Below are 26,234 nucleotides of genomic sequence, written 5' to 3'. Positions count from 1 at the left end.
GCTGCAACCTTTACCTCCCATTGCGCATACTCCCCCCCCCCCCCCCCCCCCCCCCCCCCCCCCTCCCCCCCCCCCCCCCCCCCCCCCCCCCCCCCCCCCCCCCCCCCCTCCCCCCCCCCCCCCCCCCCCCCCCCCCCCCCCCCCCCCCCCCCCCCGGGCAACGATCGGCCGGGTCGGGGCGGCCGATCGGGTCTGCTCAGAACCAGGGGTGCCAGTGGTGGATCGCGGTCGAGGTCTCGGCGATGTTGGCGTTGTCCTGGTCGATCACCACGACGCCCGAGTTGCCGTTCACGCCCGCGGTGTTGTTCTGGTTCGAGGCACCCGCGCCGGTCGCGCTCTGCTGCGTGGCGTTGTAGTTGCCGTCGACACCGCCGAGCACGTTCCCGCTGCCACTGTTGGTGGTGGTGGAGGTCGTGGTCGACGCGTTCGAGCCGTTGTCGCCGACGGTGCCGTTGCCGCCGTCCGCGGCGGCGGCACCCGCGCCCAGGAAGAGCAGGCCGGCGGCGAGGGGAGCTACGGCGAGGGTGCCGAGCTTGCGGTTCATGGGGATCCTCCGTGTATCGCGGATCCGGGCGGGGCCCGGGCGTCATCAGGTACGGCATCAGGTGGTGCACGGGCCGTCGCGGAGGGCGAACGATCCGACCCCGGAGACGACTTCGTGTGACCAAGCTGTCGCAAACAGTGACAACAAATCCAGTCATCCGGCCCGGCTTCGCTCGGGAGAGTGACATGGGAGCCCCGAAACCCCAACGAGCGCCGGTACAGAGGGTTGCGATCTCACCAGGATTTCCACCGATTCGGCGTAGAATTTCGGCCATTCTGGCCGAATTTCATGGCTTTGTCGATGAACGGTGAGTGACCGCAGCGCAGTTCCCTACCGGCCGAGCGCGGAAGAGCGCCTCAAGTCGTCGCGTGGGCCCCCATCGGGGGGCGCGCACTCCCGTCTTCACGCGAGCTTCACGAATACCGGGTTTGAGTTAGGTTGCCGGCATGCCTGTCGTCGTCACCGGAGCCGACCAGCCCCTCGGTCGCGCCGTCGCGTTCGAACTCGCCGCCTCGGGGGCCGAGGTGCGGGTCACCGTCCGGGATCCGGGCGCGGTCGGCGCGCTGCGCGCGGCCGGCCTGCGCGTCTCGGTCGGCGACCTGTCCGACCCGCTGCGACTGGGCGCCGTGCTGGAGGGCGCGCACACCGTGCTGCACCTGGATCGCGGCGCGGACGGAGCCGGCTCGCCGGGTGACACGTGGGAGTGGTTGCTGGAGGCCGCCGAGGGTACGGATCTCCAGCGGATCGTCACGGTCCTGCCCCAACCTCCGACCCGTTCCCTCGTACGGGGGTACGAATTGATCATCCGTCGGTTGCCCGCCGGCGACGCCGAGGGGCCCGGATACCCGGATCCGGCGCTGGTCCGCGAGTTGGTCGAGGCCGATCGTCGGGCCCGGTGAGGGACGTCGGCGCGGGCGGGCGACGCGAGAGCGACGCCGATCGTCCGGGAGGATGGCCTTGATCACCGCATTTGCCCGTTCATGACCGGGAATTCGGAACCGCGGTGGATGTTCGATTCGTCGAATGGGTTGTGGGATGTGGCTCTCGGCTCCGGCCGGGCCGCGGCTCGGCCCCGGATGAAGGGACTACCCGTACATGTCAGCAGGATCGAAGCCGCTCTCGTCGAGGCGGTCCGGGGCCCGATGGCGCGTGGTGCCCGCACTGATACTCGGCGTGCTCCTGCTCGTGTCGGGCTGCTCCGACGACGGCGGTGACGGCGGCAGGAAGACCGACGGCGGGAACACCGCGACCGCCAAGGGCGACCAGAAGAAGGGCGCCGATCCGGCGGCGATCACGCTGACCCCGGCCGACGGCGCGACCGCGATCGACCCGCAGGCCCCGATCACGATCGCGGTCAACGGGGGCAGGCTCGGCCAGGTCAAGGTCGTCAACGCGCGGAACGAGCCGGTCGACGGCACGCTCGACCCGGACGGCAAGACCTGGAAGCCCAAGGTCGCCTTCACCCTCGGCGGCAAGTACACGGTCGACGCGACCGCCACCAACGCCGACAACACACCCACCACCGCGCGCGCGACGTTCAGCACGGTGTCCGCCGACAAGAAGGTCACCGCGAGGTTCAGCCCCGAGGACGGCGCCACCGTCGGCGTCGGCTTCCCGGTGTCGCTGACCTTCGACTACCCGGTCCGGAACAGGGCCGCCGTGGAGAAGGCGCTGTCCGTCGACGTCGAGCCCAAGGTCGAGGGCGCCTGGCACTGGTTCGACGACACCCGGGTGGACTATCGGCCCAGGGACTACTGGGCGCCCGGCACGAACGTGAAGGTCAACCTGAACCTGCGCGGGGTCGACGTCGGAAACGGCGCGATCGCCAACCAGTTCAAGAGCTACAGCTTCAAGGTGGCCGCCACCAAGCGGATCGCGATGGTGGACGTGAAGGCCCACACGATGAAGGTGTACGAGAACGATCAGTTGATCAAGACCATCCCGATCACGGCCGGCAAGTCGCCGAAGTACAGCACGTGGAACGGGAAGATGGCGATCACCGAGAAATTCGAGAAGACCCGGATGAACTCGCAGACCGTGGGTCTGGGCAGCGAGTACGACATCGACGACGTGCCGTTCGCGATGCGGATCACCACGTCGGGCACCTTCGTGCACGGCAACTACTGGGCCGACCCGAGCGTCTTCGGCAGCGAGAACACCAGCCACGGCTGCGTCTCGATGACGAAGGAGAACGCCAAGTGGCTGTACGACCGGGTGATCCCGGGCGACGTGGTGGACATCTCCGGCTCCGACGAGCGCGTGGTGGACCCGGACAACGGCTTCGGCGACTGGAACGTGCCGTGGGACAAGTGGGTCGCGGGCGCGACTCCGGGCAGCGGCGCACCGACGACCACGACGCCGACGCACTGACGACCGCTCCGACGACCACGACGCCCGAGCGCCGACTCGACGCGCCCGACCCGGGGCCGCGACCCACGCGGTGGCGGCCCCGCTCGCGGCCTCGCCCGGTGCCGGCGCCTAAGGTCGGGTCGAACCCATCAGGGCTGACCGAAGGAGAGCGTCATGGGCGAATTCGTGAACCTGGAAGTGGCCGACGGCGTCGGCACGATCCGGCTGAGCCGGCCGCCGATGAACGCGCTGAACCGGCAACTCCAGGAGGAGTTGCGGGCGGCGGCGCAGGAGGCGGGCGAGCGGGCCGACGTGCGCGCGGTCGTGCTGTACGGCGGTGAGAAGGTGTTCGCGGCGGGCGCGGACATCAAGGAGATGGCCGACATGTCCTACGTCGACATGGCCGACCGGGGCGCCGCGCTTCAATCCTCGTTCACCGCGGTCGCCGAGATCCCCAAGCCGGTGGTCGCCGCGATCACCGGCTTCGCGCTCGGCGGCGGTTGCGAACTCGCGCTGTGCGCGGACGTCCGGGTATGCGCCGACACCGCGAAGCTGGGCCAGCCGGAGATCACCCTCGGCATCATCCCGGGCGCGGGCGGCACCCAGCGGCTGCCCCGGCTGATCGGCCCCGCCAAGGCCAAGGACCTGATCTTCACCGGCCGCTTCGTCGCCGCCGACGAGGCGCTCGCGATCGGCCTGGTGGACCGGGTGGTCCCGGCCGAGGACGTGTACGCCGAGGCGGTGAAGTGGGCGGCCCGATTCGCCAACGGCCCGGCCTACGCGCTGCGCGCGGCGAAGGAGGCGATCGACCGCGGCCTCGACGTCGACCTGGACACCGGCCTGGAACTGGAACGACTGCAGTTCACCGCGCTGTTCGCCACCGAGGACCGCGACACCGGCATGCGCGCCTTCATCGCCAAGGAAAAGCCCGAGTTCACCGGCCGCTGACCACCGCGCGACTCGAACCGACCGCACCCGCGGAGCCGGTGCCGCCGCCCCCCGGCGCCACCGGCCCCCGGGCTCGGCGCTACGGCGTCCGGCCCGCCTGGACCACGCCGGATTCGTAGGCGAAGACGACGGCCTGGGCACGGTCGCGGACGCCGAGTTTGGCGAACAGGCCCGTGGCGTGGTTCTTGACCGTCTGGACGCCGATGCTCATCGACGCGGCGATCTCGGCGTTGTCCAGGCCGGCCGCGATCAGCCGCAGCACCTCCACCTCGCGCGGGGTCAGGTCGCGCAGGGCGGTCGACGAGGGCTGCGGGGCCGACGGGGCCTTGACGAAGGACTCGATCAGCCGGGTGAGCAGTCGTGGCGCGACCGCGGCCTCGCCCAGGTGCACGGTGTAGACCGCCGCGATCAGATCCTCGGGCGACACGTCCTTGGGCAGGAAGCCGATCGCGCCCGCGCGCAACGCGCCGACCACGTATTCGTCCATGTCGAACGTGCTCAGCGCGAGCACCCGGCACTCGGGCAGTTCCTCGGACAGCCGCGCGGTGGCCTTGACGCCGTCGAGCACGGGCATCCGGATGTCCATCAGGATCACGTCCGGGTGCAGCCGATGTGCGGCCTCGACGGCCTGCGCGCCGTCGCCGACCTCGCCGATCACCTCGATGCCGGGGTCCGAGCGCAGAATCAGGGCCAGACCCCGACGCACGAGCGGCTGATCATCCGCCAGCAGCACGGTGATCGGGGGTGCGTCCAGGCTCATCTCGGTTCCAGTCCTCTCCAGGCTCCGCCGGCGGCAGCGGCACCAGCGCCGTCACACGGTAGCCGCCTTCCGGGCGCCTGCCCGCCACCAGCGTCCCGCCGTGCACCGCGACGCGCTCGCGCATACCCAGGAGACCGTACCCACCGCCCACCATCGCCGACCCACCGCCGTCGCCGTCGTCGCAGATCTCCACCAGGACCCGATCCGATCGGTACTCCAACCGGACGAAGGCGCGCGCGTTCCCCGCGTGTTTGCGCGCGTTCGTGAGCGCCTCCTGCACGACCCGGTACAGCGTGAGCCCGGTGGCCGGCGGCAGCGACCGCGGCTCGCCGAGCACCTCGTACTCGGTGGGCAAACCCGCCGCGCACGAGTCGGTGATCAGCCGGTCGATCTCCGCGATCCCCGGCTGCGGCGCCGAGGGCGCCTCCTCGACGACGTCGGCGCCGCGCAGCACACCGAGCAGTTGGCGCATCTCGCGCATCGCGGTACGGCCGGACGACTCCAGTGTCACCAGCGCGGCCTTGGCGGTCTCCGGGTCGCGATCGAGGGTGGAGCGCGCGCCGCCGGACATCAGGTACATCGTGGTGATGTGGTGCGCGACGATGTCGTGCAGCTCGCGCGCGATCCGCCGGCGCTCGTCGGCCACCGCGCGATCCGCCAACAGCCGTCGGTTCAGCGCCACCTGGTCCTGCCGGCTGCGCACCCCGACGCCGACTGCGATCAGCAGGCAGATCGTCATCAGGTTGGGGAGCATCGCGAACGGCACCGACCAGCCGATCAGGACGTCGCGCGTCACCTGAGTCGCGAGCACCGCGGCGCCGGCGATACCGGCGACTCGGTACGAACAGAACCGGGCCACCGTGTACAGCCCGACCGCGGGGGCCAGGCCGAAGTTGTGCGTCGCCGGATCGGCGGCCCACACCGGCACCGGTTGCACCGCGATCACCGCGGCCAGTACCGGCACCGGATGCCGACGTCGCACGATCATCAGCACACCGCCGGCCGCGAGCAGCAGCACCGCGAGCACCGACATGTGCGGGCCGGCGCGGTGGCCGGTCGTGAGGTACGCGGCGACGTCGGCCGCCACACACGCGAGCGCGATCAGCAGGTCGTTCCGGGTCCACGGGAAGGCCCGGACCCGGCGCCGGACCAGCCGCAGCAGGCCCTTCGGCGGCCCGGGATCGGGCGCCTCCGGGTCCGGCTTGCTCGCCGGCGCCGAAGCGCCCGGCGCGACGACGAGGTTCATGCACCCATTCCATCCTCTTCGACCCTGTTCCTGAACCTCATCGCAGACGATCCGCACCCCCGGACCCGAGTCCTGGTTGTGCGTGACTCCCGGACCGAGGTCCCGGTCCATTCCCCTTCCGCCGGTCGATGTCCGAAGGGGAGTACGCGTGATGACATTGAGCCAATCCGGAGTTCCCGCATCGAGCTCCCGCGTTTCGATCCGACGGCGGAGAAGGAAAATGATCCGTAGAACAACCGCGTTCGCCACACGTCATCGATGGATGACCATCATCGTCTGGGCGGTTTTCGGTCTCGCCCTGACCGCCGTCGGAACACCGTTGATGAACAGCGTCACCGATTCCTCGACCGGTGACTTCCTGCCGAAGAAATACGACTCCGCGGCGGCCATTCAGATCGCCGAGAAGAAATTCGACGAGAAGCCCGACCCGAACGCGGTGACCGTGCTGGTCGCCCGTGCCGACGGTGCCAAGATCGGCCCGCAGGACCAGAAGAAGATCGCCGACACCACGGCCGCGCTGGCCAAGAAGCCGATCGAGGCGAAGCCCGAGCAGTTCGCCAAGGACTTCTCGCAGACGCCGAGCTACGCCGTGGGTGTGGTCGCCCCGGACGGGACGTTCCAACTGGTCTCGTTGTCGCTGGACGGCAATATGAACGACGTCGGTCTCCAGGACGTCTACCGGGACGCCCGTGATCTGGCGAAGACCGATTACGAGGCCGCCGGATTCCGGGTCGGATTCACCGGTGGTATCGCGAACACGGTCGACAACCTGGACGAGGAAGAGGACACCCAGGCGCTCGTCGGAATTTTGACGATGGGCCTTATCGTCCTGCTCAACGTATTGGTCTTCCGCAGTGTCCTGGCCGCGATATTGCCGCTGCTCGCGGTGACGTTCATCGGCGGTGTGGCGACCGGCGCGGTGGCCGGCAGCGCGAAGCTCCTGGACATCAAGCTCGACCCGTCCGTGCCGTCCCTGATCACCGTCGTGCTCCTGGGCATCGGCATCGACTACTTCCTCTTCCTGATGTTCCGCTTCCGCGAGCAACTGCGCGCCAACCCCGATCAGGACAAGCGCGAGGCCGCCGCGATCACCGCCGGCAAGGTGGGCAACGCGATCACCTGCGCGGCACTGACCATCGTGGCCGCGTTCGCGACCCTGGGCATCGCGAGCTTCGGTCAGTTCAAGGTGCTCGGCCCGGCCATCGCGGTCTCGGTCCTGGTGTGCCTGCTGGGCAGCCTGACCCTGATGCCCGCGCTGCTCGCGGTGTGCGGTCGCGGGATGTTCTGGCCGGCCCGGGCGTGGAAGAAGGAGCGTCCGGCGGGCTTCGCCGCCCGTCTGGGCGAGAAGGTCAGCGCGCGTCCGGTGCGCTACCTGGCCGGCAGCCTGGTCCTGCTCGGCGTGCTCGGCGCCGGTGCGGTGGGCGTCAAGATGAGCTACGACCAGGAGGGTCAGCCCACCACCAACGCGACCAGGACCGCCGACGAGATCTCCCGCTCGCTTCCGGCGGGCGTGTCGGACCCGCACACGGTCTACGTGCAGACCAAGGCCGGCGGCAAGCTCGACGAACGTTCGCTCACCGGGCTGACCGGTGCGCTGGGCAAGGTCGAGGGCGTGGGCCAGGTCGCCAAGCCGGTGCTCAACCCGGACGGTTCGGCCGCTCGGATCGATGTGTTCCTGGCCGCGAAGGCCGACACCCAGAAGGCGCGGGAGTTGATCACCGGCCCGGTCCGGGGCACCATCTCGAAGCACACTCCGGACGGCGCCGAGGCGCACATCACCGGAACGGCGGCCATCTTCGCCGACGTCTCGGACGCGGTGGACAAGGACCTCAAGCTGGTCTTCCCGGTCGCCGCGATCCTGATCGCGCTGATCCTGTTCCTGCTGCTGCGCTCGCTGCTCGCGCCGCTCGTGCTGATGCTCGCGGTCGGCCTCGGCTTCGTGGCCACGCTCGGCGCCGGAACGCTGGTCTTCCAGCACATGCTCGACCGACCCGGCGTGTCCTTCACGCTGCCGCTGGTGCTGTTCCTGTTCGTGGTCGCGCTGGGCACCGACTACAACATCCTGATGAGCGACCGGCTGCGGGAGGAGATGGACAAGCCGGTCCCGGCCCGCAAGGCGGTGGCCATGGCGGTCGAGCACACCGCGCCCGCGATCGCCACGGCCGGTCTCGTACTGGCCGGATCCTTCGCCAGCCTGGCGGCCAGCCCCGCGACCGCGGAGATCGGCTTCGCCACCGCGGTGGGCATCCTGCTCTCCTCGATGCTGCTCTCGATCGTGCTGGTGCCCGCGATCGCCGCGATCCTGGGTCGGGGCCTGTGGTGGCCGCGCCGGAGCGGCAAGGCCAAAGGGCATGGCGGCGGCACCGGCGCGCAGGACGCGTACGGCCACCCGGACTCGGACCGCACGCTCGTGACCGAGCCGCAGATGGCCGGCGGCTACGGGCCCGCGCCGTACCAGGGCGGGCAGCCGTACCAGGCTCAGCCCCACCAGGGACAGCCCTACCAGGGACACCCGTACCAGGGACAACACCAGCAGCCCTACCCGCCGTACCGCCCGGACCAGCCGCACGGCTGACCGAGCGATACCGCCGCGGAGAAAGCACGTTCGGGCCCCGCCGTCGACAAGGACGGCGGGGCCCGAACGGTCGAGCGAGTGCGGTCAGCGCAGCGCGATGCCCTCCGCGAAGCCCTCACTCTCCGGCGGCGCCGCGATCAGGCCCAGTTCGGCCGGACCCGCGAGCAGCGGATGGGTCGGCATCACCCGGACGGTGTAGCCGAACGGACCGGTCCGATCCAGGGCCAACGAGCCCTCGTAGAACCGGCGACCGTGCTCGTCCCGGTGCCCCGCCTTGAGCGGCGCCACCGTGCTCTCCACGATCCGGTCCGCGTCGTCGACCCGGCCGTGCACGACCTGGACCTCGACGTCGGCGGGCGCGAGTTCGCCCAGGGAGACGAAGACCCGCAGGTTCAGCGTGTTGCCGACCTCGGGGGCGTCCCCTATCCCGCCCGACTCCACGTGATCGACCCGGACGCCCGCCCAGGACCTCCGCACGTGCGCCTTCCACTCCGCCAACTCGCGCGCGGCCGCGCCGGTGATCGCCCGACCGGACAACGCCGCCGGCGCGTACAGCACGTCGACGTAGTCCTTGACCATCCGGTCCGCGAGCACCTTCGGGCCGAGCGTGGCCAGCGTGTGCCGGACCATTTCCAGCCACCGGGTGGGCAGGCCCTCGGGCCCCCGGTCGTAGAACCTGGCCGCGACCGAGTTCTCGATCAGGTCGTACAGGGCCCCGGCCTCGAGGTCGTCCCGGCGGTCCACGTCGGTGATCCCGTCGGCGGTCGGAATCGCCCAACCGTTCGAACCGTCGTACCACTCGTCCCACCACCCGTCCAGGATGGACAGGTTCAGGCAGCCGTTCAGCGCGGCCTTCATCCCCGAGGTGCCACACGCCTCCAGCGGGCGCAGCGGGTTGTTCAGCCACACGTCGCACCCGGGGTACAGGTGCTGGGCCATCGCGATGTCGTAGTCCGGCAGGAAGACGATCCGGTGTCGCACGTCCTCGCGGTCGGCGAACCTCACCAGTTCCTGGATCAGTCGTTTGCCGCCCTCGTCGGCCGGGTGCGACTTGCCCGCGATGACGATCTGCACCGGCCGTTCCGGGTGCAGCAACATCCCGCGCAACCTGGCCGGATCCCGCAGCATCAGGGTGAGCCGCTTGTAGGAGGGCACCCGGCGGGCGAACCCGATGGTCAACACGTCCGGATCGAGCACGCCCTCGATCCAGCCCAATTCCGCGTCGCCCGCGCCGCGTTGCTTCCAGGACGCGCGCAGCCGCAGCCGCGCCTCGGCGACCAGCTTCGCGCGCAGCCCCCGGCGCAGCTCCCACAAGGAGCCGGCCGAGAGCCGATCGATGGCCGCCCACGCCGAGGGGTCCTCGGTGAGTTCGACGCCCGCCTCGCGGCCGGCCAGGTCCAGCACATCGGCGTCCACCCACGTGGGCGCGTGTACGCCGTTCGTGATCGAGGTAATCGGTACCTCGGTGGTGTCGAAGCCTGGCCACAGGCCGTCGAACATGCCCCGGCTGACCCGTCCGTGCAGCTTGCTCACGCCATTGGCCCGTTGGGCGAGCCGCAGGCCCATCACGGCCATGTTGAACACGCCCGGATCGCCGTCCGGGTAGGTCTCCGCGCCGAGCGCGAGGACCCGGTCCACCGGAACCCCCGGACAAGCGAGGTCGCCGCCGAAATGCCGCTGGATCTGATCGCGCCCGAACCGGTCGATCCCGGCCGGCACGGGGGTGTGCGTGGTGAACACCGTGCCCGCGCGGGCGGCTTCGAGGGCCGCGTCGAAGTCCAGCCCCTCGGTCTGGGTGAACTCGCGGATGCGCTCGATGCCCAGGAAGCCGGCGTGGCCCTCGTTGGTGTGGAAGACCTCGGGCGCCGGATGACCGGTGATCTCGCAAAATGCCCGCAAAGCCCGTACCCCGCCGATGCCGAGCAGCATCTCCTGATGCAAGCGGTGTTCGCTCGTGCCGCCGTACAGCCGGTCGGTCACCTCGCGTTCGGCGGGCTCGTTCTCCTCGATGTCCGAGTCCAACAGCAGCAGTGGCACCCGACCGACCTGGGCCTTCCAGATCCGCGCGTGCAACTCACCCGTCGGGAGTCCGATGACCACTCGTGTGGGTGCACCGTCGGCACCCCGAAGGAGCGTCAGTGGCAACTCGTTGGGGTCCAGGAGGGGGTAGCGCTCCTGTTGCCACCCGTCCCGGGACAACGACTGCCGGAAGTACCCGTGGCGGTACATCAGGCCGACTCCGACGATCGGGACACCCAGGTCGCTCGCGGCCTTCAGATGGTCGCCCGCGAGGATGCCCAAACCGCCGCTGTACTGCGGAAGTGCCGCGGTGATGCCGTACTCCGGCGAGAAGTACGCGATCGCCGCCGGTGGCGCGTCGGGGCCGGGAGCAGCCTCCGACAGGGTTTGGTACCAACGAGGTCCGGTCAGGTATTCGTGCAGGTCTTCGGCCGCCACCCGCAGTCGGGCGAGGAAGCGGCGGTCGTCGGCGAGGGCGCCGAGTTTGTCGTTCGGCACGGTGCCGAGCAGGCGGACGGGGTCTCGGCCGACCGAGGCCCAGGTGTCCGGATCGATCGACTCGAACAGGTCGCGGGTCTCCGCGTGCCAGGACCAGCGGAGGTTCATCGCCAGTTCACCCAGTGGCTCCAGCGGAGCGGGCAGAACCGTACGCACGGTGAATCTGCGGATTGCTCTCACGCTGCGACCCTAGCCGGAAGGCGGCAGAACTTGCGACAGTGGATGCAGTGCGCTTGCAAAGCCGGCAAGATCTTGCGGATGGATCTGGGGGCGTTTTTACACCATATGGACCGTGCCCCGAGCGACTTGACGATCGTTGAACAGCCGGGTCCTTCCGTCCCGCCGTATCGCGGACACACCAGACATCCACCGTCCACGATCGCGGGCCGGGCCCCACCCGGTCCCCGCCTGGTGGTCGCGTCACGAGCAATGGCCGCCGCGCAGCGGTGAGAGGTGGACCCGAGCGATCCCACCGGTCGCCGCCGGGTCGGTTTTCCGCCACTCCCGGGTCCGGCAATCGGGGTATCGAGTGGGTTTCCGTACGGGTGTATCGCGCGCGACGCGCACGGGATGCCCGTCCGTGGGTACAGGAGTTCGGCATGACCAGTTCGGCTGAGAAGGACCCCGGGGGCGCCCGCGCACCCCGGGCGGGGCAGGTCGCGGCCGACAAGGCCGCGGCACGGAAGACGACCGCCGGGAAGTCGAGGGCCGCGCGGCCCGAACCGACGTCGGCCACCGGGCCGGCGCCCGGTGCGACGACGAAGCCGGCACCCGAGGCGAGCGCGACGAAGGCGAGCACCGTGCGGCCCGAGCCGGCGCGGCCCCTTGCCGCGCAACCCGACGCGCCGCCCGCCGCGGCCAAGTCACCCGCGCGCGCCGGGAGATCGGCCAAACCGGTGACGCCGCGGATCGGGCGCATCCCGATCCTGGACGTCGAGCCCGCCGTCGACGGCGGCACCCGGCCGGCCCGGGCGATCCCGGGCGAGACGTTCCCCGTGGCCGCCACGGTCTTTCGCGAGGGCCACGACGCGGTGGCCGCGGGCGTGGTGCTGCGTGACCCGCGCGGCCGGGCCGGCGCGCTCACCCCGATGCTTCCGGGCGCGCCCGGGACCGACCGGGTGCACGCGAGCGTCACGCCGACCACCGAGGGCCTGTGGTCCTACGCCGTCGAGGCGTGGGGCGACCCGATCGCCTCCTGGCGGCACGCGGCCGGCATCAAGGTCCCGGCCGGCCTGGAGGTCGACCTGGTGCTGGAGGAGGGCGCGCAGTTGCTGGAGCGGGCCGCCGCCGGCGTGCCCAAGAAGGACGGCCTGCGGGCGGTCGTGCTGGCCGCGGTGGACGCGGTCCGGGACGAGACGCGCAGCCCCACCGAACGACTCGCCGCGGCACGGTCGAGCGTGCTGGACGAAGTGCTGGCCAGGTATCCGCTGCGGGAGTTGCTCACCAGCTCGGCGCGCCATCCGCTGCGGGTCGAGCGCGAGCGCGCGTTGTACGGGTCCTGGTACGAGTTCTTCCCGCGTTCCGAGGGCGCGGTGGTGGACCCCGCCGGCAATCACCCGCCGCGCGGCGGCACCTTCCGGACCGCGATGGAACGCCTGCCGCAGATCGCCGCGATGGGCTTCGACGTGGTCTACCTGCCACCGATTCACCCGATCGGCCGGGCGTTCCGCAAGGGGCCCAACAACTCGCTCGAGGCCGGCGAGCACGATCCCGGGTCGCCGTGGGCGATCGGCTCGCCCGAGGGCGGGCACGACGCGATCCACCCCGACCTGGGCACGATCGAGGACTTCGACGCGTTCGTGGCCCGGGCCCGCGAGTTGCGGATGGAGGTGGCGCTCGACTTCGCGCTCCAGGTCTCCCCCGACCACCCGTGGGTCGAGAAGCACCCGGAGTGGTTCCGGCACCGGGCCGACGGCACCATCGCCTACGCGGAGAACCCGCCGAAGAAGTACCAGGACATCTACCCGATCGACTTCGACGCCGACTTCGAGGGTCTGGTCGCCGAGACGTTGCGGGTGTTGCGGCACTGGATGGCGCACGGCGTGCGGATCTTCCGGGTGGACAACCCGCACACCAAGCCGGTGATGTTCTGGGAGGAGGTGATCGCCACGATCAACGCGACCGACCCGGACGTGATTTTCCTGGCCGAGGCGTTCACCCGACCGGCGATGATGCGCACGCTGGCCAAGGTCGGCTTCCAGCAGTCGTACACGTACTTCACCTGGCGCAACGGCAAGGACGAACTTCAGGAGTACCTCACCGAGTTGACCACCGGCGAGGCGTCCTCCTACATGCGGCCGAACTTCTTCGTGAACACCCCGGACATCCTGCACGCCTACCTGCAGTACGGCGGGCCCGCCGCGTTCAAGATCCGGGCCCTGCTCGCCGCCACGCTTTCCCCGACGTGGGGCGTCTACTCGGGCTTCGAGCTGTTCGAGCACCGCGCGGTCAAGGCGGGCAGCGAGGAGTACCACGACTCGGAGAAGTACCAGTTCCGCCCGCGCGACTGGGCCGGGGCCGAGCGCGAGGGACGCTCGCTGGCGCCGTACATCACCACGCTGAACCGGATGCGCCGACGCCACCCGAGTCTGCAACGTCTGCGAAACCTGACCTTCCATCACGTGGACGACGATGCGGTCATGGCCTTCTCCAAGCGCACCCGTGTGGGTGATGTCGACGACCTGGTCCTGGTGGTGGTGAACCTGGATCCGCACCACACGCACGAGGCCACCGTCGCCCTGGACCTGCCCGCCCTCGGGTCGGACTGGCAGGACACCTTCGCGGTGCAGGACGAGTTCACCGGAGCCGGCTATCGCTGGGGTCGGCACAACTACGTGCGGCTGGATCCGGCGCACGAGCCCGCGCATCTCTTCTCGGTCCGGAGGAACAGCCCGTGATCGTCAACGAACCCGTCCGCGACACCTTCGACGACACCCCGTCGCGGGATCGCGATCCCCTGTGGTTCAAGCGAGCCGTCTTCTACGAGGTCCTCGTGCGGTCCTTCCAGGACAGCAACGGGGACGGGGTGGGCGACCTGAAGGGCCTGACCCAGAAGCTGGACTATCTCCAGTGGCTCGGCGTCGACTGCCTGTGGTTGCCGCCGTTCTTCGCGTCGCCGCTGCGCGACGGCGGCTACGACGTGGCCGACTACACCGCGGTGCTGCCCGAGTTCGGCGACCTCGCCGACTTCGTCGAGTTCGTCGACTCGGCGCACAAGCGCGGCATGCGGGTGGTGATCGACTTCGTGATGAACCACACGAGCGATCAACACATGTGGTTCCAGGAGTCGCGGAACAACCCGGACGGGCCGTACGGCGACTACTACATGTGGGCCGACGACGACAAGGCGTACGGCGACGCCCGGATCATCTTCGTCGACACCGAGTCCTCCAACTGGACCTACGACCCGGTGCGCAAGCAGTACTTCTTCCACCGCTTCTTCAGCCACCAGCCGGACCTCAACTACGAGAACCCGCGCGTGCAGGAGGAGATGCTGGCCGGGCTGCGGTTCTGGCTGGACCTGGGCATCGACGGGTTCCGACTGGACGCGGTGCCGTACCTGTTCGCGCAGGAGGGCACCAACTGCGAGAACCTGCCCGCGACCCACGAGTTCCTCAAGCGGGTGCGCAAGGAGATCGACGACAAGTACCCGGACACCGTGCTCCTGGCCGAGGCCAACCAGTGGCCCGAGGACGTGGTGGACTACTTCGGCGACGGCGACGAGTGCCACATGGCGTTCCACTTCCCGGTGATGCCGCGCATCTTCATGGCGGTCCGCCGCGAATCGCGTTACCCGGTCTCGGAGATTCTGGCCGGGACCCCGTCCATCCCGGACAACTGCCAGTGGGGCATCTTCCTGCGCAACCACGACGAGCTCACCCTCGAGATGGTCACGGACGAAGAACGCGACTACATGTACAAGGAGTACGCGAAGGACCCGCGGATGCGGGCCAACGTGGGCATCCGCCGTCGGCTCGCGCCGTTGCTGGACAACGACCGCAACCAGATCGAGCTGTTCACGGCGCTGCTGCTGTCGCTGCCGGGCTCGCCCGTCCTGTACTACGGCGACGAGATCGGCATGGGGGACAACATCTGGCTCGGCGACCGCGACGGTGTGCGCACGCCGATGCAGTGGACGCCGGACCGCAACGCGGGCTTCTCCACGTGCGATCCGGGTCGGCTGTACCTGCCGAACATCATGGACCCGGTCTACGGCTACCAGGTCACCAACGTCGAGGCGCAGATGTCCAACGCCTCCTCGCTGCTGCACTGGACCCGCCGGATGATCGAGGTGCGCAAGCAGAACCCGGCCTTCGGGCTCGGTGTGTACAACGAGCTGACCTCGTCCAATCCCAGCGTGCTGGCGTTCCTTCGCGAATACGAGGACGACATCGTGCTGTGTGTTCACAACTTCTCGCGCTTCGCCCAGCCCACCGAGCTGGACCTGCGGCAGTTCGAGACGTACGAACCGGTCGAGTTGCTCGGGGGGGTGACGTTCCCCGCGATCGGCGAGCTGCCGTATCTGCTCACCCTCGCGGGGCACGGTTTCTATTGGTTCCGCCTCACCCGTGGAGAAATGACGCTGTGACGGATTCCACCCGACCCCACGATCCGACTGCCTCCGCCGTGATCGCCGTGCTGCGCGACTGGCTGCCGCAGCAGAGATGGTTCGCCGGCAAGGGCCGACCTCTTCGTGGGGTCGGCGTGGTCCACAGTCTCGAAGTGGTCTCCGGCGATCCCGCGCTGCACCACGTGCTGCTGCGGGTCGAGCACGGTGCCACGCCCGAGCACTACCAACTCCTGCTCGGGGTTCGGGGCACCCTGCCGGACCGGCTGGCGCACGCGGCCATCGGCCGGTTGCCCAACGGCAGCAGCCTCTACGACGCGGTACACGACGCCGAGCTGACCCGGTGGTTGCCGGAACGGTTCGTCGCCGCGGACACCGTCGGCTCCCTGGCCTTCCACCGGCCCGGCGCGCAGGCCCCCGACCCCGAACACGTCGGCCTGGTGATCGGCGCCGAGCAGTCGAACACGTCGATCATCTTCGGCGACGACGTGATCCTCAAGCTGTTCCGGCGCGTGGTGCCCGGCGTCAATCCGGACCTGGAGGTCTCGCTCGCGCTGGCGGGCGCGGGCTCGCGGCGGATCCCGGCGCCGATCGCCTGGTTCGACATGCCGTTCCCGGACACCGACGCCGAACCGACCACGCTCGGCCTGCTCCAGGAATACCTGCGCACCGGCACCGACGGCTGGGAGTTGGCCAAGACCTCGGTCCGCGACCTGTACGCCGGCCAGGAGGTGCGCGGCGCCGGTCCGCACGCGCACGAGACCGGCGGCGACTTCGCCGGCGAGTCCTTCCGACTCGGCGCGGCCACCGCCGAGGTGCACGCCGACCTGGCCCGCTCGCTGCCCACCTCGGTGGCGGGCGAGGCGGAGTTGGCCGCGATCGCGCAGGACATGGAGCGCCGATTGCACGCGGCGGCCGAGGCGGTGCCGGAGTTGGCGCCGTTCACCGACCGGCTGCGCGAGGCGTATCAGGACCTGGAGACGCTGGGTCGGGACGGGCATCCGGTCCCGTTGCAGCGCATCCACGGCGACTTCCACCTCGGTCAGGTGATGCGCACCGCCACCCGGTGGGTGCTGCTCGACTTCGAGGGCGAGCCCGCCCGGCCGCTGAGCGAACGACGCTCGCTGCACTCGCCGCTGCGCGACATCGCGGCGATGTTGCGCTCGTTCGACTACGCGGCCCGGCACCTGCTCGCCGGCGGTGGCGGGTTCTGGGGTCGCGGGGCGCCCGCACCGCACCTGGTGCGCCGCGCGGAGGAATGGGCGACCCGCAACCGGGAAGCCTTCTGTGCGGGGTACGCCGACGCGGGTTCGTTCGACCCGCACTCCGAGCCCGTGTTGTTGCGGGCCTTCGAGACCGACAAGGCCGTGTACGAGGTCATGTACGAGTCGGGCAACCGACCCTCGTGGCTGCCGGTGCCGATGTCGGCGATCCGGCGGCTGGCCGAACGCGCACCGCAGCCGCACTGACGACCTGTCGATTCCGTTTCAGCACCCACGTCTCAGGAGGTCCCATCCGTGACGGCCCGTCCGCACAGCACCGCGTCATCCGAGGGCGGCGGGGTCGCCGGCCGTCCCGCTCCGCGTCGGAGCACGCGCAGCCGCACCCGCCCGGCCGGCACCCCGGTGGTACCGCCGCTGGCCGCCGACGAGTTGCGCCGGCTCGTGGAAGGCGGTCATCACGATCCGCACGGGCTGCTCGGCCCGCACCCGGACGTACCCGGCGTCGACGGCGTGGTGGTGCGGGTGCTGCGGCCGTGGGCCCGTGAGGTGATCGTGGTCACCGGCGAGCACCGGGTCGAGCTGACCCACGAGGCCGAGGGCCTGTTCACCGGTCTGTTGCCCGGCTCGACGGTGCCCGACTACCGGCTGGAGGTCCGCTACGAGGGCACCGAGCTGCACACCGACGACCCGTACCGGTTCCTGCCCACCCTGGGCGAGTTCGACCTGCACCTGATCTCCGAGGGTCGGCACGAGCGGCTGTGGGAGGTGCTCGGCGCGCACGTGCGCTCCTTCGAGACCGCGAACGGACCCGTCGCCGGCACCTCCTTCGCGGTCTGGGCGCCGAACGCGCGCGGTGTGCGGGTGGTCGGCGACTTCAACTACTGGGACGGCATCGCGCACCCGATGCGTTCGCTCGGCTCGTCCGGGGTCTGGGAGCTGTTCGTTCCCGACGTCGGCGACGGCACCAAGTACAAGTACGAGATCCTCGGCCGCGACGGGGTGTCCCGGCAGAAGGCCGACCCGCTGGCCTTCGCCACCGAACTGCCGCCCTCCACAGCGTCGGTCGTGCACACCTCGACCTACTCCTGGGCGGACAAGGAGTGGTTGGAAAAGCGCGCCGAGGTCACCCACCACACCTCGGCGATGAGCGTGTACGAGATCCACCTGGGCTCGTGGCGGCCGGGCCTGAGCTACCTCGAACTCGCCGAGCAGTTGCCCGCCTACGTCACCGAGATGGGCTTCACCCACGTCGAGCTGCTGCCGGTGGCCGAACACCCGTACGGGCCGTCGTGGGGCTACCAGGTGTCCTCGTACTACGCGCCCACGTCGCGCTTCGGCAGCCCCGACGAGTTCCGCCACCTCGTCGACGCGCTGCACCGCGCGGGCATCGGCGTGCTGGTGGACTGGGTGCCGGCGCACTTCCCCAAGGACGCGTGGGCGCTGGCGCGGTTCGACGGCACACCGCTGTACGAGCACCCGGATCCGCGCCGGGGCGAACATCCGGACTGGGGCACGCTGGTCTTCGACTACGGCCGGCACGAGGTGCGCAACTTCCTGGTCGCCAACGCGGTCTACTGGTGCGAGGAGTTCCACATCGACGGCCTGCGGGTGGACGCGGTCGCCTCGATGCTCTACCTGGACTACTCGCGCGAGCACGGTCAGTGGGCGCCGAACCAGCACGGCGGCCGGGAGAACCTGGACGCGGTCGCCTTCCTCCAGGAGATGAACGCGACGCTGTACCGGCGGGTGCCGGGGGTGTTGACCATCGCCGAGGAGTCCACCGCGTGGGACGGGGTGACCCGCCCCACCGACGGCGGCGGGCTCGGCTTCGGCTTCAAGTGGAACATGGGGTGGATGCACGACTCGCTGGAGTACATCCAGAAGGAGCCGATCCACCGCCAACACCACCACAACGAGATCACCTTCTCGCTGATGTACGCCTGGAGCGAGAACTACATCCTGCCGATCAGTCACGACGAGGTGGTGCACGGCAAGCGCTCGCTGGTGGACAAGATGCCGGGCGACCGCTGGCAGCAGATGGCCAACGTGCGCGCCTATCTCGCCTTCATGTGGGCCCATCCGGGCAAGCAGTTGTTGTTCATGGGCTCGGAGTTCGGCCACGGCGCGGAGTGGTCCGAGGCGCGGGGTCTGGACTGGTGGCTGCTCGACCACGCCGAACACCAGGGCATCCAGCGGCTGGTCCGCGACCTGAACACGGTGTACCGGGGCAGGTCCGCGCTGTGGACCCAGGACACCCGGCCGGAGGGCTTCTCCTGGATCGACGGCGGCGACGCGGCGTCCAACGTGCTGTCCTTCATCCGGATCGGCGCGGCCGGTGAGCAGTTGGTCTGCGTGTGCAACTTCTCCCCGGTGGTCCGCGAGGACTTCCGGGTGGGTCTGCCGCACGCGGGCCGCTGGCGCGAGGTGCTCAACACCGACGCCGGCGGCTACGGCGGCGCCAACGTCGGGAACCAGGGCGAGATCACGGCCGAGGAGTCGGAGTGGCACGGCCGCCCGGCCTCGGCGACGATGACGCTGCCCCCGCTGGCCACGGTGTGGTTCGTGCCCGAATAGCACTCGACGCGCCCCGGGACCGCGTGGGTCCCGGGGCGCGTCGCGTGGCGCGCCGGCCGGCGGACTACTTGATCCCGGCCTTGTTGATGCCGTAGCCGGGGATGTGCAGCCTGCCGCCCAACTGGGCGTACATCGAGCTCTCCACGTTCGTGAAGAACACGATCGGGATGTTGATCGGCGGCGGACTCTCGGGCGTGAACGTGATCGGGACGATCCCGAAGATGTTGCCCTTGAGGTACTTCACGTACATCGTCGTCGGGATGTCCGCGTCCATCCAGGACTTGCTGCCCTCGTCGGACGAGATGACGATGTCCTTGCCGCCCTCCTCCTTCACCGTCATCGACATGTTCCAGATGTCGATGCCCTTGGACACGGTGAACTTGAGCGCGTTCTCCTCGGTCCCGGTGTGCGTCTTCACCTTGACCACGCCCTCGTAGTTCAGCCCGGCCATGGCCAGCAGGCTGGACTTCAGGACCAGCGGATCCACCGCTACCGGTGGGAGTCCGCCGCCGCTCTTGGCGTTCACGGGGCCCTGCACCGGGCACGGGAAGGGCGACTTGCCGTCCTTGGGCACGGCCGAGGACGACGTGGCCGACGGCTTGGCCGACGTCGTCGAGGGCTTCGCCGAGGACTTGGCCGACGGCTTCGCGGAGGCCGTCGGGGTGGTCGACGCCGAGCCGACCGGCGCGACCGGGGCCGCCGGGACAGCCGGGACAGCCGGAGCAGCCGGAGCAGCCGGAGCAGCCGGAGCGGACGACGCCGCGGACGGCAGCTTGATTCCGGGCAGTCCGAGTCCGGGCAACCCGGGCAGGTTCAGCTCGGGCAGCTCGAGTTCCGGCAGTTTCAGCTCCGGCAGTTTCAGTTCCGGCGCCTTGCTCGTCGGCGCCGCCGTGCTCTGCGCCGGCGTCGGCGTGACGGGCGTGGCTTCGCCCGCCGGACCCTGCGCCGCCGTCGGCCGAGCCGCCTTGCCGGCGGGCACCGGGGTCGACGACTTGCCGGCACTCGGCGCCGCGCTCGACTCGGCCGGCGATGCCGACGCCGAACCCGACGCACTCGTAGAGGCCGTGGCACTCGCGGGTACGCACGGCCCGTCCGCGTACGGGTTGTCCGGCAGCGGATCGCTGGGGGACGCGTGGGCAATGCCCACCACGCCCACCACACCGACCATCGCGGTGACGATCGCGGTCAGCGCGACGCGGGGCGAGGTCATCGCCCTGGAGGGTTCACCGGGCCGGTCGGTCGTCACCGACCCGGTGGGTGCTTCCCCCGAGGCATCGGGGGCCTTCCCGTGGAGCGCCTGGGCCAGGAAGCCGTCCTCGACGAGGGTGTCGCCGTGGTCGTCCCCGTCCGGCCCGGGCCGTCCGTCGTCGTCGCCGTCCCGGTCGTCGTCGGCCGGGGACTCGGCCTCCTCCGCGTCGCTCGGCGGTTCGGCGTACGCCCACGACACCGCGAGCATCCCGCCGATCAGACCGAACAACATGCCCAGCCCGAAGCCACCGAAGGTGGCCACGATGAAGGACACCAGCGACACGATGATGGTGAAGACGCCGAGGTAGATCCGTACCTTCGGATTGAGCCAGGTGGCGATGCCGAGCATGATCAGGATCACGCCGATGAACAGCGCCGAGATACCGCTGTGTTGCTTGAGCTGGACGGTCACGTCGCCGGCCTTGAGCGACGCGTACGGCGCCCACAGGATGGGCCCGGCGGCCAGCATGGTGAACAGCCCGGCCCAGAAAGGCCGAACGCGCCGCCACCTCCCGAACGCCCGCCACCGGCGCACGAGCGCGTTGGGCTGCGGCTGTGCTGCGGTCACGAATCACTCCCTGAGGTGTTGCTCCGGTATGGCGGACCGGCCGCGAGCAGGGAGACCCGCTCGCGGCCGACGGCACATCAGAAGCAGACCTTGTCCTTGCCGCCGACCTTCAGGTGCAGGCCGTTGAGCTTGAAGTTGGTCGCCGTGACCAGCCAGGCCGACTGCTTGACGTTGGTGAACGTGGCCTTGGTCGCCTGCTGGCCGAACATGCCCGGCGCGCCGTTGCCGATCGCCGCCGGCCCCTTGGCCCACGGCGATTCCGGGGTGCCCTTGGCCATCCGGGAAGCGTCGACACCGATGTCGATGTTCTCGAACTCGGCATCACCGTCGAGCGCGTCCATCGCGAGCGTCATGTTCTTCGCGGTCGCCGGCGAACCGTCGCCACCCGCCTCGATGCGCAGGACCACACCGATGCCGGGGACCTCGACCGACTGACACAGCTTGGTGATCCTGGCGTCGCCGATCGCAGCCACGGCCACCGGCTTCTGACCACCCGGGCTCTTGACGAAATTGCCGTACTGGGAGAACTCGTTCGCCTGCAGCTCCGCGGCGCTGACCTTGAAACTTCCCCCGGACACCGCGATGTCGACCGGAATGGCACCGTTCGCGACACCCGCGAACATACCGACGGTCATCGCCGCGACCGGGACGAGCACGATGCCGAATCGCTTCCAGCGGGTCTTGCCGCTACCCGCCTGAACCTTCTTGTCCATGGTCCTCCTCGGGACAGAGTCCCCTCCTCATGCGGACCAGGGCCGCACGTGGCGGGGCATGGAGGGAGGGCCTGCCTGTCCTGGGACGGACCGGCACGGCCTGGATGGGGAGGTCCGCGTCCGAGCCACCGACCGGCTGCCGGGGCGAATGGGACACGGATCGAGCGGCCCGATCATCTTTCACGACCGGGTCGGCACACAAGAGGTTCGTTACCGGCGAGTAACGCGGACCTTCGAACGACACCCGCCACCGGATCACAGCGCGGTATCGACACCGACGTCGAGTGATCCGATTTCGTGGCAAAGGTCCGTTAACGGATCACGCGGAGATCACCAAATGCCACGCAGGGCTAGGGAAATTGCCCCGAGTCAAAGATGGGTAAAGACGAAGCCCCGATCGCTCTCGACCACGAGAACGACCGGGGCTTCATCGACAAAGCGAGCGCCTGACGCAGGATCAGAAGAGCACGCCCGCAAGGGCCATCCGGGCCTTGGGCACCCTCGGGTCGTCCGCGCCGACGATCTCGAACAGGTCGAGCAGGTGCAGTCGCGCGGTGTTGCGCTCCTCGCCCGAGGTCCGCCGCACGGTCTCCACGAGCCGAGCGAAGGCCTCGTCCGCCCGGCCGTCCAGGATGTCCAGGTCGGCCGCGAGCGTCTGCGCCGCGACGTCGTCCGGGTGCTCGGCGGCGTCCGCGCGAGCCTTCTCCGCGTCCACCTCCTGGGTACGCCGCAGGAGTTCGGTGTTGATCAGGCCGAGCTTGGCCTCGGCGTGCGCGGGGTGGTCGGAGAGCACGTTGCGGAACGCCTGTGCCGCGCCGTCCAGATCACCGAGCTCCAGCGCCTCGTCCGCCGCCGCGAGCAGCGGATCCCCGGCGGGCTCCTCCTCGTCGTCGGCGGGGGCCGCGGCGGGCTCACCGTCGACCGCGATACCGGTCAGGCCGAACCGCTCCTCGCCGAGCTGGACGAGCTGGTCCAGCACCTGCCGCGCCTGCGCCTCGGGCACCACGCCCTGGAACAGCGGCGCGAGCTGACCACCGACGACCGCCATCACGGCGGGAATGCCCTGGATGCCGAACTCCTGGGCCAGACGCGGGTTCGCGTCCACATCGATCTTGGCGAGCACGAAGCGGCCGGCGTACTCCTCGGCCAGGCGCTCCAGCAGCGGGCTCAGCTGTTTGCACGGCTGGCACCACTCGGCCCAGAAGTCGATCACGACGGGGGCCTGTTGGGAGAGCGCGAGCACATCGGTCTCGAAGGTGGCCTCGGTGACGTCGATGACGACCCGTTGGGCACCGGACGCGGCGGCGGGCTTCCCGGCCGGCGCGGCCGCACGCTTGGCGGCGTTGTCGGCGGCGGCCTTGACCGCGCCGAGGTCGACTACTCCGCGCATGGACATGTTCCGTGGCTGCATGTAGACATCTTCCCCCGAGAGCACGCCGAACGATGCACGGGGCGACCCACCGGCGCACGTTCGAAGCCTCGTCGCGTCCCGGTCCCCGCAGGATGCGGGCCCCGGGACGGACGACGACCCTTGACAGGTCGTCAGTCGCGATCGTGTGCTCGAATCCCCATCCAGGCACCGCGATTCGCTACGGCTCGTAGCGTAAGGGGAGCGCCGGGGGGAATGCGACCGTGGCATCGCGAATGGCGGATGTGAGTTGCGCCACCGCCCCGCACGGTACCAGCCGGTAACATGACCGCCCGTGTACGACGAATCGGCGGGAGTGCCCCTACAGCGCAAGGGACGCCCACGCAGCGCCACCGCGGACGACGCGATCCTGGACGCGGCGCGAGCGCTGCTGGCCGACGGCGGATGGGCGGGCCTGACCATGGGCGACGTCGCCGCGCGCGCGGGCGTGGCCAAAACCACGCTGTACCGCCGCTGGCACTCCAAGCACGATCTGGCCATCGCCGCGGTCGCCGAGATGCTCGACACCCTCGACCTGCCGGACCAGGGTCCGGACCTGCGCGCGGACATCGAGGACGTGGTCCGCCGCTTCGCCGCGCTCCTGGGCCGCCCGGAGATGCGCACCGCCCTGATGGGCCTGGTCGCCGACTCCACCAGCGACCCGGCCCTGCGGCGGCGCATCCGCGAAGAGGTCGTCGACCCGCAAAAGCGCCTCGTCGTCGAGGGCCGAGCCCGAGCCAAGGCCCGAGGCGAGATCTCCGCCCCGGGCGACATAGACGTGGACCTGATCTTCGACGTCATCGCCGGCACGGTGGTCCAACACGTCCTGGTAAGCGCGGAACCCGCCTCCGACGCCTGGGTCCAACGCTTCACCACCTTCGTGGTCACCGGCCTCCTACCCACCAGCCCCGAGCCGATCAGCCCAGCCGGCGTTTGAAGCCGATCAGCCCGACCGGCGCTTGAGGCCACCCCAGCGACCCCGACGCCCCACGTAAGCCGAACTCAATCCAGCCCGGCCGGCGCATGAGGCCACCCCAGCGACCCCGACGCCCCACGTGAGCCGAACTCATCCAGCCCGGCCGGCGCATGAGGCCAAGCAGCCCGGCCGGCGCTTGAGGCCAATGCGAGGCCGAAGGCGAGCCCACCCAAAATCAGAACCGCGCCGGCTCCGTGTACGTCCCCCACTCCTCCCGAAGAACATCACAGATCTCCCCGAGCGTCGCCTCCACCCGAGCCGCCGCCAACATCGGCGGCACCAGGTTCACCGACCCCCGCGCGGCAACCCGCATCTCCCCCAGAGCCGCGTCCACCGCCGCCTGATCCCGCGCGCCCCGCCGCACCCCCAGCGCCGAGACCTGATCCCGCTCCACCTCGTGGCTGACCCGCATGATCTCCAGGTCACCCGTCACCGAGCCCTCGTGGCAGTTGACCCCGACCACCCGCTTGTCACCCTTCTCCACCGCCCGCTGGTAGCGGAACGCGGATTCGGCGATCTCCCCGGTGAACCACCCGTCCTCGATGCCGCGCAGGATGCCCGATGTCATCGGCCCGATCGGGTGCGGCGACGTCTCGCCCAGCTCGCGGATCCGCGCGAACGTCGCCTCCGCCTCCGCCTCCAGCCGATCCGTGAGCGCCTCGACGTACCACGACCCGCCGAGCGGGTCGGCCACCGCCGCGACCCCGGTCTCCTCCATCAGCACCTGCTGGGTGCGCAGCGCGATCTCCGCGGCCTGCTCGCTGGGCAGCGCGAGCGTCTCGTCCAGCGCGTTGGTGTGCAGCGAGTTGGTGCCGCCGAGCACCGCCGCGAGCGCCTCGACCGCGGTGCGCACCACGTTGTTGTACGGCTGCTGCGCGGTCAGCGAGACGCCGGCCGTCTGGGTGTGGAAGCGCAGCCATTGCGCCTTGGCGGTCTTGGCGCCGTACACGTCGCGCATCCACCGCGCCCAGATCCGGCGCGCCGCGCGGAACTTGGCGATCTCCTCGAAGAAGTCCACGTGCGCGTCGAAGAAGAACGACAGGCCCGGCGCGAACACGTCCACGTCCATGCCGCGCGACAACCCCAGCTCGACGTAGCCGAAGCCGTTGGCCAGCGTGTACGCGAGTTCCTGCGCGGCCGTCGCCCCGGCCTCGCGGATGTGGTAGCCGGACACCGAGAGCGGCTTGTACGCCGGGATCTCGGCGGCGCAGTACTCCATCAGGTCGCCGATCAGCCGCAGGTGCGGCTCGGGAGCGAACAGCCACTCCTTCTGCGCGATGTACTCCTTGAAGATGTCGGTCTGCAGCGTGCCGTTGAGCGTGCCGATGTCCACACCCTGACGCTCGGCCGCCACCAGGTACATGCAGAACGCCGGCACCGCCGGGCCCGAGATGGTCATCGACGTGGTCACGTCGCCGAGCGGGATGTCGCGGAAGAGCACGTCCATGTCGGCCGCCGAGTCCACCGCGACACCGCAGTGCCCGACCTCGCCGAGCGAACGCTCGTCGTCGCTGTCGCGGCCCATCAGGGTCGGCATGTCGAACGCGACGGAGAGCCCGCCGCCGCCGTTCGCCAGGATCATCCGGTAGCGCTCGTTGGTCTGTTCGGCGTTGCCGAAACCGGCGAACTGCCGGATGGTCCACGCCCGCCCGCGATAGCCGGTCGCGTACAGACCGCGGGTGTAGGGAAATTCGCCCGGCCAGCCGATCCGTTCGAAGCCCTCGTAGGGCTGATCGGCCGGTGGTCCGTAGACCGGCTCTACCTCGAGTTCGGAGAGCGTGGTGCGGCGCATCCCGTCGTTGCCGACCTTGTCGTACCGGTCCTGCCAGCGCCGCCGACCCGCTTCGATGTCCTCGGTGTTCACGTGGCTCCTGTCCGCTGCCGTCGTCGTAGGACCCATTCCCGCGCGGCACGAGAAAATTACTAGGACGTCCTAGTAAATGTCCACGACCCGGAAAACGCCAAAACCCCCGACGGGACGTCGGGGGCTCGGGATGCACTCGAAGCCGGGCACGCGG

At 70.0% G+C, this 26,234-nt stretch carries 17 protein-coding genes; 9 read left to right on the top strand and 8 right to left on the bottom strand.

The genetic code is table 11. The annotated features are described in order from the left end of the window. Window positions 1–196 precede the first annotated feature (196 nt). Complete coding sequence (locus ACZ4FV_RS35355) at window positions 197–544, bottom strand: hypothetical protein (RefSeq protein ID WP_395873438.1); 348 nt, start codon at window positions 542–544, stop codon at window positions 197–199. A 446-nt stretch (window positions 545–990) separates the two neighbouring features. Here ACZ4FV_RS35355 and ACZ4FV_RS35350 point away from each other — a divergent pair, with 446 nt between their 5' ends. The 3 genes from ACZ4FV_RS35350 to ACZ4FV_RS35340 all read left to right on the top strand — a co-directional run bounded on the left by ACZ4FV_RS35350 (window position 991) and on the right by ACZ4FV_RS35340 (window position 3,841). Then, the gene (locus ACZ4FV_RS35350) at window positions 991–1,443 is read left to right on the top strand and encodes an NAD(P)H-binding protein (protein WP_395873439.1); all 453 of its coding nucleotides are present in this window, start codon (window positions 991–993) and stop codon (window positions 1,441–1,443) included. 253 nt (window positions 1,444–1,696) lie between these two features. Continuing rightward, complete coding sequence (locus tag ACZ4FV_RS35345; protein ID WP_395873440.1) at window positions 1,697–2,914, top strand: L,D-transpeptidase; 1,218 nt, start codon at window positions 1,697–1,699, stop codon at window positions 2,912–2,914. A gap of 153 nt (window positions 2,915–3,067) precedes the next feature. Next, window positions 3,068–3,841, top strand: a complete 774-nt coding sequence (locus ACZ4FV_RS35340; RefSeq protein ID WP_402230667.1) for an enoyl-CoA hydratase/isomerase family protein — start codon at window positions 3,068–3,070, stop codon at window positions 3,839–3,841. A 79-nt stretch (window positions 3,842–3,920) separates the two neighbouring features. Here ACZ4FV_RS35340 and ACZ4FV_RS35335 read toward each other — a convergent pair whose 3' ends face one another. After that, window positions 3,921–4,601, bottom strand: a complete 681-nt coding sequence (locus tag ACZ4FV_RS35335) for a response regulator (RefSeq protein ID WP_402230666.1) — start codon at window positions 4,599–4,601, stop codon at window positions 3,921–3,923. Further along, on the bottom strand, window positions 4,558–5,847 hold the full coding sequence (locus tag ACZ4FV_RS35330; RefSeq protein ID WP_465324420.1) for a sensor histidine kinase: 1,290 nt from the start codon (window positions 5,845–5,847) through the stop codon (window positions 4,558–4,560). Before ACZ4FV_RS35330 ends, ACZ4FV_RS35335 begins: the two co-directional genes overlap by 44 nt. Window positions 5,848–6,109: 262 nt before the next feature. On the opposite strand from ACZ4FV_RS35330, the gene ACZ4FV_RS35325 reads away from it, so the two are divergent. Continuing rightward, a complete protein-coding gene (locus ACZ4FV_RS35325) occupies window positions 6,110–8,422 on the top strand; it encodes an MMPL family transporter (RefSeq protein WP_395873444.1) in 2,313 nt (770 codons plus the stop codon). 84 nt (window positions 8,423–8,506) lie between these two features. Here ACZ4FV_RS35325 and glgP read toward each other — a convergent pair whose 3' ends face one another. Next, the gene (gene glgP, locus ACZ4FV_RS35320; protein ID WP_395873445.1) at window positions 8,507–11,119 is read right to left on the bottom strand and encodes an alpha-glucan family phosphorylase; all 2,613 of its coding nucleotides are present in this window, start codon (window positions 11,117–11,119) and stop codon (window positions 8,507–8,509) included. Between the two features lie 419 nt (window positions 11,120–11,538). On the opposite strand from glgP, the gene ACZ4FV_RS35315 reads away from it, so the two are divergent. From ACZ4FV_RS35315 to glgB, 4 genes are read left to right on the top strand one after another with little or no spacing between them, the layout of a single operon-like run. Continuing rightward, a complete protein-coding gene (locus ACZ4FV_RS35315) occupies window positions 11,539–13,836 on the top strand; it encodes a maltotransferase domain-containing protein (protein WP_402230660.1) in 2,298 nt (765 codons plus the stop codon). After that, window positions 13,833–15,527 carry a maltose alpha-D-glucosyltransferase gene (gene treS / locus ACZ4FV_RS35310; RefSeq protein ID WP_355532028.1) on the top strand — a complete coding sequence of 565 codons (1,695 nt, stop codon included), beginning with the start codon at window positions 13,833–13,835 and terminating at the stop codon, window positions 15,525–15,527. Before ACZ4FV_RS35315 ends, treS begins: the two co-directional genes overlap by 4 nt. Next, window positions 15,524–16,975: a maltokinase N-terminal cap-like domain-containing protein gene (locus ACZ4FV_RS35305; RefSeq protein ID WP_395873447.1), complete on the top strand. Its 1,452-nt coding sequence runs from the start codon at window positions 15,524–15,526 to the stop codon at window positions 16,973–16,975. The genes treS and ACZ4FV_RS35305 overlap by 4 nt, the downstream gene beginning before the upstream one ends. Before the next feature lie 48 nt (window positions 16,976–17,023). Next, on the top strand, window positions 17,024–19,303 hold the full coding sequence (glgB, locus tag ACZ4FV_RS35300) for a 1,4-alpha-glucan branching protein GlgB (RefSeq protein WP_395873448.1): 2,280 nt from the start codon (window positions 17,024–17,026) through the stop codon (window positions 19,301–19,303). A 64-nt stretch (window positions 19,304–19,367) separates the two neighbouring features. On the opposite strand, the gene ACZ4FV_RS35295 is transcribed toward glgB, so the two are convergent. From ACZ4FV_RS35295 to ACZ4FV_RS35285, 3 genes are all read right to left on the bottom strand, one after another. Continuing rightward, window positions 19,368–21,119 (bottom strand): DUF6114 domain-containing protein, encoded by a 1,752-nt coding sequence (locus ACZ4FV_RS35295; RefSeq protein ID WP_465324416.1) that lies wholly within the window; start codon window positions 21,117–21,119, stop codon window positions 19,368–19,370. Between the two features lie 77 nt (window positions 21,120–21,196). Continuing rightward, complete coding sequence (locus ACZ4FV_RS35290) at window positions 21,197–21,832, bottom strand: DUF6230 family protein (protein WP_395873450.1); 636 nt, start codon at window positions 21,830–21,832, stop codon at window positions 21,197–21,199. A gap of 457 nt (window positions 21,833–22,289) precedes the next feature. Then, a complete protein-coding gene (locus ACZ4FV_RS35285) occupies window positions 22,290–23,243 on the bottom strand; it encodes a tetratricopeptide repeat protein (protein ID WP_395873451.1) in 954 nt (317 codons plus the stop codon). 292 nt (window positions 23,244–23,535) lie between these two features. Between ACZ4FV_RS35285 and ACZ4FV_RS35280 the strand changes: the two genes are divergently transcribed. Beyond that, window positions 23,536–24,177 carry a TetR/AcrR family transcriptional regulator gene (locus ACZ4FV_RS35280; protein ID WP_402230652.1) on the top strand — a complete coding sequence of 214 codons (642 nt, stop codon included), beginning with the start codon at window positions 23,536–23,538 and terminating at the stop codon, window positions 24,175–24,177. Window positions 24,178–24,391: 214 nt separating this feature from the next. Here ACZ4FV_RS35280 and ACZ4FV_RS35275 read toward each other — a convergent pair whose 3' ends face one another. Beyond that, entirely contained in the window at window positions 24,392–26,116 is a 1,725-nt protein-coding gene (locus ACZ4FV_RS35275) for an acyl-CoA mutase large subunit family protein (RefSeq protein ID WP_465324414.1), read from the bottom strand. Window positions 26,117–26,234 lie beyond the last annotated feature (118 nt).

This window comes from Embleya sp. NPDC025285, from assembly GCF_055558835.1.
This window is presented reverse-complemented; position numbering and strand designations above follow the sequence as displayed.

What these genes read in the sequence shown, in the direction of transcription:
- ACZ4FV_RS35355 (WP_395873438.1), bottom strand. Translation starts at nt 544, where the DNA reads ATGAACCGCAAGCTCGGCACCCTCGCCGTAGCTCCCCTCGCCGCCGGC.
- ACZ4FV_RS35350 (WP_395873439.1), top strand. Translation starts at nt 991, where the DNA reads ATGCCTGTCGTCGTCACCGGAGCCGACCAGCCCCTCGGTCGCGCCGTC.
- ACZ4FV_RS35340 (WP_402230667.1), top strand. Translation starts at nt 3,068, where the DNA reads ATGGGCGAATTCGTGAACCTGGAAGTGGCCGACGGCGTCGGCACGATC.
- ACZ4FV_RS35335 (WP_402230666.1), bottom strand. Translation starts at nt 4,601, where the DNA reads ATGAGCCTGGACGCACCCCCGATCACCGTGCTGCTGGCGGATGATCAG.
- ACZ4FV_RS35330 (WP_465324420.1), bottom strand. Translation starts at nt 5,847, where the DNA reads ATGAACCTCGTCGTCGCGCCGGGCGCTTCGGCGCCGGCGAGCAAGCCG.
- ACZ4FV_RS35325 (WP_395873444.1), top strand. Translation starts at nt 6,110, where the DNA reads ATGACCATCATCGTCTGGGCGGTTTTCGGTCTCGCCCTGACCGCCGTC.
- ACZ4FV_RS35315 (WP_402230660.1), top strand. Translation starts at nt 11,539, where the DNA reads ATGACCAGTTCGGCTGAGAAGGACCCCGGGGGCGCCCGCGCACCCCGG.
- ACZ4FV_RS35290 (WP_395873450.1), bottom strand. Translation starts at nt 21,832, where the DNA reads ATGGACAAGAAGGTTCAGGCGGGTAGCGGCAAGACCCGCTGGAAGCGA.
- ACZ4FV_RS35285 (WP_395873451.1), bottom strand. Translation starts at nt 23,243, where the DNA reads ATGCAGCCACGGAACATGTCCATGCGCGGAGTAGTCGACCTCGGCGCG.
- ACZ4FV_RS35275 (WP_465324414.1), bottom strand. Translation starts at nt 26,116, where the DNA reads ATGGGTCCTACGACGACGGCAGCGGACAGGAGCCACGTGAACACCGAG.